The sequence below is a fragment of the Micromonospora maritima genome, from assembly GCF_902825405.1.
GTDB lineage: Bacteria > Actinomycetota > Actinomycetes > Mycobacteriales > Micromonosporaceae > Micromonospora > Micromonospora maritima.
This window is the reverse complement of record NZ_CADEAU010000279.1, coordinates 1-7136: the sequence shown is the minus strand read 5'-3', so window position 1 is coordinate 7136 and position 7136 is coordinate 1. Positions and strand designations below refer to the sequence as shown.

The 7136-nt window shown below is 72.2% G+C and carries 4 protein-coding genes and 1 pseudogene; 4 read left to right on the top strand and 1 reads right to left on the bottom strand.

The genetic code is table 11. The annotated features are described in order from the left end of the window. The 4 genes and pseudogenes from HUW36_RS21640 to HUW36_RS21625 all read left to right on the top strand — a co-directional run. Positions 1 to 184 (top strand): annotated as a pseudogene (locus HUW36_RS21640) (polyprenyl synthetase family protein); the annotation flags it as partial. 276 nt (positions 185 to 460) lie between these two features. Then, positions 461 to 3298 (top strand): RICIN domain-containing protein, encoded by a 2838-nt coding sequence (locus HUW36_RS21635; RefSeq protein ID WP_174529846.1) that lies wholly within the window; start codon positions 461 to 463, stop codon positions 3296 to 3298. A gap of 20 nt (positions 3299 to 3318) precedes the next feature. Further along, positions 3319 to 5427, top strand: coding sequence for a ThuA domain-containing protein (locus tag HUW36_RS21630; RefSeq protein ID WP_174529845.1), 2109 nt, complete (start codon positions 3319 to 3321; stop codon positions 5425 to 5427). Between the two features lie 172 nt (positions 5428 to 5599). After that, positions 5600 to 6610, top strand: coding sequence for a sugar phosphate isomerase/epimerase family protein (locus HUW36_RS21625; RefSeq protein WP_174529844.1), 1011 nt, complete (start codon positions 5600 to 5602; stop codon positions 6608 to 6610). A gap of 190 nt (positions 6611 to 6800) precedes the next feature. Here the strand turns inward: HUW36_RS21625 and HUW36_RS21620 are convergent. Continuing rightward, a partial coding sequence (locus HUW36_RS21620) for an ROK family protein (RefSeq protein ID WP_174529843.1) occupies positions 6801 to 7136 on the bottom strand: 336 nt, incomplete at its 5' end.

Sequence of the window (7136 nt, the reverse complement as noted above, 5' to 3'; positions counted from 1 at the left end):
CCCGGCCGGGGCCGCCGAGGTGCGCGCCGTCGTCGAGGCGTCCGGGGCGCGCGACGCGGTGGAGCGGATGATCCGGGTCCGGGCGGACGAGGCGCTGGCCGCGCTGGACGGGTCGGCGTTGGACGAGCCGGCGCGACGGGCCCTGACCGCGCTCGCGTACCGGGCCGTCGACCGTCGCCGGTGACGCCAACTTTTGACGGGTTTCGACAAAAGTGTTTCCGGAACAAGCAGAAGCTATGGACAGGCCAATCGAAAGCCCTTAATGTCGTGCGCAGCACAGAGCTGTTTCGACGAGGTGAACGCCCGCACCGCCCCGCCTCGTCGAGGTGACCACCGGCCCCCGCCGGAGGTCACGGCCCGCCGAACCGCACCCGGTGGGCCGGCGCAGCACCCCCCACCCGGCATCCGGCGCGACGCGCGCCCGGTCCTGGCTGCGCGCGTCAGGAAGGGACAGCACAGCATGTCCAGCCACCCGCACCACCCCCCAGCCCGACGACGACTCGCCGCCGGATCGGCGCTGCTGCTCGCGGCGGCCGCCGGCGCGGTCACCCTGGCCGCGGCGCCCGTCCCGGCGTCCGCCCACCCCATCCCGGCGAGCGACTTCCAGCAGGTCGAACTCGCCCGCGGCGTCGCCGAGACCGGCGAGCCGATGTCCCTCGCGGTGCTGCCCGACCGGTCGGTGCTGCACACCGCCCGCAACGGCACGCTGCGCCGCACCGACGCGGCCGGCGCCACTACGGTCGTCGGCACCCTGCCCGTGTACACCCACGACGAGGAGGGGTTGCAGGGCGTCGGCGTCGACCCCGGCTTCGCCTCCAACCGGCACATCTACCTCTACTACGCGCCGCCGCTGTCCACCCCCGCCGGGGACGCGCCGGCCACCGGCACCGACTTCTCCGCCTGGCAGGGCGTCAACCGGCTGTCCCGGTTCACGCTCAACGCCGACTTCACGCTCAACCAGGCCAGCAAGGTCGACGTGCTCGACGTGCCGGCCGACCGGGGCCTGTGCTGCCACGTCGGCGGCGACATCGACTTCGACGCCGCCGGCAACCTCTACCTGTCCACCGGCGACGACACGAACCCGTTCGACTCCGCCGGCTACGCCCCGATCGACGAGCGCACCAACCGCAACCCCGGGTACGACGCGCAGCGCAGCGCCGGCAACACCAACGACCTGCGCGGCAAGATCCTGCGGATCAAGGTGAACGCCAACGGCACCTACTCGATCCCGAGCGGCAACCTCTTCGCGCCCGGCACCGCGAAGACCCGCCCGGAGATCTACGCCATGGGCTTCCGCAACCCGTTCCGGATGAGCGTCGACAAGGCCACCGGCATCGTCTACGTCGGCGACTACGGGCCGGACGCCGGCACCACCTCGGCCCGCGGCCCGTCCGGGCAGGTCGAGTTCGACCGGGTCACCGGGCCCGGCAACTACGGCTGGCCGTACTGCACCGGCACCAACACCGCCGCCGAGACGTACGCCGAGTGGGACTTCGCCGCCGGCACCGCCGGCGCCAAGTTCAACTGCACCGGCGGGCCGACGAACAACTCGTTCCGCAACACCGGCCTCACCACGCTCCCGGCCGCGAAGCCGGCGTGGATCCGCTACGGCGGCGACGCCGGCAGCCCGAGCGAGTTCGGCGGCGGCTCCGAGTCGCCGATGGGCGGCCCGGTCTACCGGTACGACGCGGCCAACCCGTCCCCCACCAAGTTCCCGCAGTCCTTCGACGGACAGTTCTTCGCCACCGAGTTCGGCCGGGGCTGGATCAAGCCGATCCACCTCAACGCCGACGGCTCACCCGGCACCATCGACGCCTTCGGATGGACCGGCAAGCAGGTGATGGACTCCGCGTTCGGCCCGGACGGCTCCTACTACGTGCTCGACTACGGCACCGGCTACTTCAACGGCGACGCCAACTCGGCGCTGTACCGCTTCGACTACCTGGGCGGCGGCAACCGCGCCCCGGTGGCCCGGGCCGCCGCCGACAAGACCTCCGGCGCCGCGCCGCTGACCGTGGCGTTCTCCTCGGCCGGCTCGTCCGACCCGGAGGGCGGCGCGCTGACGTACGCCTGGACGTTCGGCGACGGCGGCACCTCCACCGCGGCCAACCCGTCGCACACCTACACCGCGAACGGCCGCTACACCGCCACGCTCACCGTCCGCGACCCGCAGGGCGCCACCGGCACCGCCAGCGTGACGATCACCGTGGGCAACACCGCGCCGACGGTGGTCATCGAGACGCCCGGCAACGGCAAGCTCTTCTCCTTCGGCGACACGGTGCCGTTCCGGATCACCGTCACCGACCCGGAGGACACCACCATCGACTGCACGAAGGTCAAGATGACCTACGTGCTCGGCCACGACCAGCACGGCCACCAGATCACCTCGGCGACCGGCTGCACCGGCTCGATCGCGATCCCGGTCGACGGCGAGCACGACGACGCGGCGAACATCTTCGCCATCTTCGACGCCGAGTACACCGACTCCGGCGGCCTCACCACGCACACCCAGCACACGCTCCAGCCCCGGCACCGGCAGGCCGAGCACTTCAAGACCTCGTCCGGGATCAACACGTTCGACAAGGGCACCGCCGAGGGCGGCAAGACCGTCGGCGACATCCAGAACGGGGACTGGATCGCGTTCCAGCCGTACCTGCTCGCGGACGCCACCGGGTTCACCGCCCGGGTCTCCTCGGCCGGCGCGGGCGGCACGCTCCAGGTGCGCGCCGGCTCGGCCACCGGCACCGTGCTCGGCTCGGCCACCGTCCCGGTCACCGGCGCCTGGGACTCGTTCACCACCGTCACCGGCACGATCAGCAACCCGCCGGCCGGCACCACCACGCTCTACCTCACGTTCGCCGGCGGCACCGGGGCGCTCTACGACCTGGACGCGTTCACCTTCACCACCTCGGCCGTCCGTACCGGTCAGGTGAAGGGACTGGCCGGCAAGTGCCTCGACGTGCGCAACGCGGCCACCGCCGACGGCACCCAGATCCAGCTCTACACCTGCAACGGCACGGCGGCGCAGAGCTGGACGGTCACCCCCAACTCGACGGTCAAGGCGCTGGGCAAGTGCCTCGACGTCTCCGGCGGCGGCAGCGCCGACGGCACGAAGATCCAGCTCTGGACCTGCAACGGCACGGGCGCGCAGAACTGGGCCGCCCAGGCCGACGGCACACTCCGCAACCCGCAGTCCGGCAAGTGCCTCGACGTCAGCGGCAACAACTCCGCCGACGGCACCGCCGTGCACCTGTGGACCTGCACCGCTGCCGCCAACCAGCGCTGGACCCTACCCTGAGGATTGGAAGGAGAACGCCGATGAGACTCCTCCGCACCGCGCTGGGGGCGGTGACCGCCGTGCTCGCGACCATCGCCTGCACGGCCCCCGCCACCCCGGCGAGCGCCGCCGACGCCCCCTACGACGTGCTGGTCTTCTCGAAGACCGCAGGCTTCCGGCACGACTCCATCGCGGTCGGTACGCAGACCGTCCGCGACCTCGGCGCGGCGAACAACTTCACCGTCACCGCGACCGAGGACGCCACCCAGTTCACCACCGCCAACCTGGCCCGCTTCGAGGCGGTGATCTTCCTCAACACCACCGGGGACGTGCTCAACGCGACCCAGCAGGCCGCGTTCGAGGCGTACATCGCCGGCGGCGGCGGATACGTCGGCGTGCACTCCGCCGCCGACACCGAGTACGACTGGCCGTTCTACGGAAACCTGGTCGGCGCCTGGTTCGCGTCCCACCCGGCGATCCAGCCGGCCACCGTCACGGTGGAGGACCGGGCGCACGCCGCCACCGCGCACCTGCCGCAGCGGTGGAACCGCACCGACGAGTGGTACAACTACCGCACCAACGCGCGGTCCACCGCGCACGTGCTGGCCAGTCTCGACGAGTCCTCGTACTCCGGTGGCTCGATGGGCGGCGACCACCCGCACGCCTGGTGCAAGACGTACAGCGGCGGGCGGTCCTTCTACACCGGCGGTGGCCACACCCAGGCGTCCTACGCCGAGCCGGCGTTCCGGGCCCACCTGCTCGGCGGCATCCGCTACGCCGCCGGGCGCACGAAGGCCGACTGCCGGCCGGAGACCGGCTACACCGCGCTCTACAACGGCGGCACCACCGGCTGGTCGCAGGCCGGGCCGGGCAGCTTCACCAACGCCGACGCCACGCTCACCTCGGTCGGCGGCATGGGGCTCTACTGGTACAGCGCGAAGCAGTTCACCAACTACTCGCTCAAGCTGGACTGGCGGGTGGCCGGGGACGACAACTCGGGCGTCTTCGTCGGCTTCCCGCCGTCGAGCGACCCGAACTCGGCGGTGAACAACGGCTACGAGGTGCAGATCGACCCCACCGACGCGGCCGACCGGACCACCGGCGCGGTGTACGGGTTCAAGTCCGCCGACCTGGCGGCCCGCGACGCGGCGCTCAACCCGGCGGGGGAGTGGAACACCTACGAGATCCTGGTCGAGGGCGAGCGGCTCCAGGTCTTCCTCAACGGCGTGCGGATCAACGACTTCACCAACACCGACCCGGTCCGGTCGCTCGCCGGGCACGTCGGCATCCAGAACCACGGCACCGGGGACGACGCGTCGTTCCGCAACATCCGGATCAAGGAGCTGGGCGGCACGCCGCCGCCGACCGGCTCCACCACCGTGCAGGCCGAGGCGTTCAGCGCGGCCAGCGGCGTCAGCGCGTTCACCAAGGCCGGCGCCAACGGTGGGCAGACCCTGGGGTACGTCGACCCGGGCGACTGGGCCGCGTACCAGGGTCTGGACCTGACCGGGGTGACGTCGCTGCGCGCCCGGGTGGTCTCCGGCGGTCCGGGCGGCACCATCCAGGTGCGCACCGGCTCGCCGACCGGCCCGGTCCTCGGCCAGGTGGCGGTGCCCAACACCGGCAGCTGGACCACCTTCACCGACGTCTCCACCGCGCTGAGCGGGGTGCCGTCGGGCACGCAGACGGTCCACCTGACGTTCACCGGCAGCGGGTCCGGGCTGTTCGACGTGGACGACTTCACGCTGGTCCGCTCGACCGGCACCGGCGGCGTCGGCCCGGTGCGAGGGCTGGCCGGCAAGTGCCTGGACGTGCGGGGCGCGGCCACCGCGGACGGCACCCAGATCCAGCTCTACACCTGCAACTCCTCGGCGGCGCAGTCGTGGACGGTGACGCCGAACGGGCCGGTGAAGGCGCTGGGCAAGTGCCTGGACGTGTCGGGTGGGGGCAGCGCGGACGGTACGAAGATCCAGTTGTGGACGTGCAACGGCACCGGTGCGCAGAACTGGTCGGCGCAGGCCGACGGGACGGTGCGCAACCCGCAGTCGGGCAAGTGCCTGGACGTGTCCGGCAACAACTCGGCCGACGGCACGCCGGTGCATCTGTGGACCTGCACCGGTGCGGCGAACCAACGCTGGACCCTGCCCTGAGGTAGGCCATAGAGTGGGGGCGGCGACCGCGAGGTGGCCGGTGACCCGGCGGGAGGCGCAACCCGCGGGTTCGCAGACGCTCACGCGTCCACCGGTGCACTCGGGCCGCCGCCTCCGGTCGCCTCGCCCCGGTCCGCAACGGAATCCCCCATCACGACAGGGGAGAAGGACAATGGCGCGACCCATCACGCTCTTCACCGGCCAGTGGGCCGATCTTCCGTTCGACGAGGTCTGCCGGCTCGCCTCCGAGTGGGGGTACGACGGCCTGGAGATCGCCTGCTGGGGCGACCACTTCGAGGTCGACAAGGCGCTCGCCGACGACTCGTACGTCGAGCGCAAGCGGGCCACGCTGGCCAAGCACAACCTCCAGGTCTTCACCATCTCCAACCACCTGGTCGGGCAGGCCGTCTGCGACCACCCGATCGACGAGCGGCACCAGGACATCCTGCCGGCCCGGATCTGGGGCGACGGCGAGCCGGAGGGCGTGCGCCGGCGGGCCGCCGAGGAGATGAAGGACACCGCTCGCGCGGCGGCGAAGCTCGACGTCCGGACCGTCGTCGGCTTCACCGGCTCGTCGATCTGGCACACCCTGGCCATGTTCCCGCCGGTGCCGCCGGCCATGATCGAGCGCGGCTACCAGGACTTCGCCGACCGGTGGAACCCGATCCTGGACGTCTTCGAGGAGGTGGGGGTGCGGTTCGCGCACGAGGTGCACCCGAGCGAGATCGCCTACGACTACTGGACCACCAGGCGGACGCTGGAGGCGATCGGCCACCGCGAGGCGTTCGGCCTGAACTGGGACCCGTCGCACTTCGTCTGGCAGGAGCTGGACCCGGTCAACTTCATCTTCGACTTCGCCGACCGGATCTACCACGTCGACTGCAAGGACGCGAAGGTCCGCACCGGTGACGGCCGGCGCGGACGGCTCTCCTCCCACCTGCCCTGGGCCGACCTGCGACGCGGCTGGGACTTCGTCTCCACCGGCCACGGCGACGTGCCGTGGGAGGACTGCTTCCGGGCGTTGAACGCGATCGGCTACGACGGGCCGATCTCGATCGAGTGGGAGGACGCCGGCATGGACCGCCTCGTCGGGGCTCCGGAGGCGCTCCAGTTCGTCCGCCGCCTCGCCTTCGACGCCCCCTCCGCCGCCTTCGACGCCGCCTTCAGCAACACCCGCGACTAACCCCACCCCCACCCCCACCCCCACCCCCACCCCCACCCCCACCCCCACCCCCACCCCCACCCCCGCCCCCCGCCCCCGCCCCCGCGATCTTGCAGTTGTGGCCCCCCGAAAACGGGTGTACCCGACATCTCGCGGGCCGCAACTGCAAGATCGGCGTCGGGGGACGGGGGGCGGGGGGCGGGGGCGGGGGTCAGCGGGCGGCGAAGACCTGGTCGCTGACCAGGCGGGCCGCGCCGATCAGGCCGGCCCGGTCGTCCAGGTCGGACAGGACGATCGGCATGCTGCCGGTGGCCAGCGGAGTGGAGCGCCGGTAGACCACGCTGCGGATCTCGGCGAGCAGGACCGGCCCGATGCCGGGCGGCGCCCCGCCGATGATCACGATGGCGGGGTTGACGAAGCTCACCAGCCCGACCAGCACCTGGCCGAGCCGGCGGGCGGCGTCGCGGACCAGCGTCTGCGCCGCCGGGTCGCCCTCGGTCGCCGCCGTGGCCACGTCGGCCACGGTCAGCGCGCCGGCCTCCGCGAG

Excerpts from the sequence above, each read along its gene's own strand:
- HUW36_RS21635 (WP_174529846.1), top strand. The coding sequence starts at position 461 with ATGTCCAGCCACCCGCACCACCCCCCAGCCCGACGACGACTCGCCGCC.
- HUW36_RS21630 (WP_174529845.1), top strand. The coding sequence starts at position 3,319 with ATGAGACTCCTCCGCACCGCGCTGGGGGCGGTGACCGCCGTGCTCGCG.
- HUW36_RS21625 (WP_174529844.1), top strand. The coding sequence starts at position 5,600 with ATGGCGCGACCCATCACGCTCTTCACCGGCCAGTGGGCCGATCTTCCG.